The organism is Collimonas sp. GW821-FHT02H07, from assembly GCF_059421505.1.
The window spans coordinates 1-740 of record NZ_JBWKVC010000051.1 but is presented as its reverse complement, the minus strand read 5'-3'; the positions used below and the strand labels follow the sequence as shown (position 1 = coordinate 740).

1 protein-coding gene is annotated in these 740 nt (G+C 56.6%); it reads right to left on the bottom strand.

Annotated features, from left to right (window positions below; all coding sequences use genetic code 11):
* On the bottom strand, positions 1 to 740 hold a 740-nt coding region (locus AC07V8_RS25765; RefSeq protein WP_494721513.1), incomplete at both ends, for a hypothetical protein.

Sequence of the window (740 nt, the reverse complement as noted above, 5' to 3'; positions counted from 1 at the left end):
TCGACGTCGACCGGCTTGAGCAGCACCAACAGCAACGTCACTTCACTGTCCAGTGGCCTCAGCACCACCAACAGCAGTGTGTCTTCGTTGTCGACTTCCGCGTCGACAGGCCTGAGCAGCACGAACAGTAACGTCACTTCGCTGTCCAGCGGTCTCAGCACCACCAACAGCAGCGTGTCGTCGCTGTCGACTTCGACATCGACTGGCTTGAGCAGCACGAACAGCAACGTCACTTCACTGTCCAGTGGCCTCAGTACCACCAATAGCAACGTGTCGTCATTGTCGACGTCAACTTCGACGGGGTTGAGCACGGCGAACAGCAACGTCACTTCGTTGTCCAGTGGCCTCAGCACCACCAACAGCAGCGTATCGTCGCTGTCGACCTCGACTTCGACTGGCCTAAGCAGCACGAATAGTAATGTCACATCGCTGTCCAGCGGTCTCAGCACCACTAACAGCAATGTGTCTTCGTTGTCGACTTCGACATCGACCGGCCTGAGCACGACAAACAGCAACGTATCGTCACTGTCGACATCGACGTCGACCAGTTTGAGCAGCACGAACAGTAACGTCACTTCGCTGTCCAGCGGCCTCAGCACTACCAACAGCAGCGTATCTTCGCTGTCGACCTCGACTTCGACTGGCCTGAGCAGCACGAATAGTAATGTCACATCGCTGTCCAGTGGCCTGAGCACCACCAACAGCAACGTGTCGTCATTGTCGACCTCGACGTCGACTGG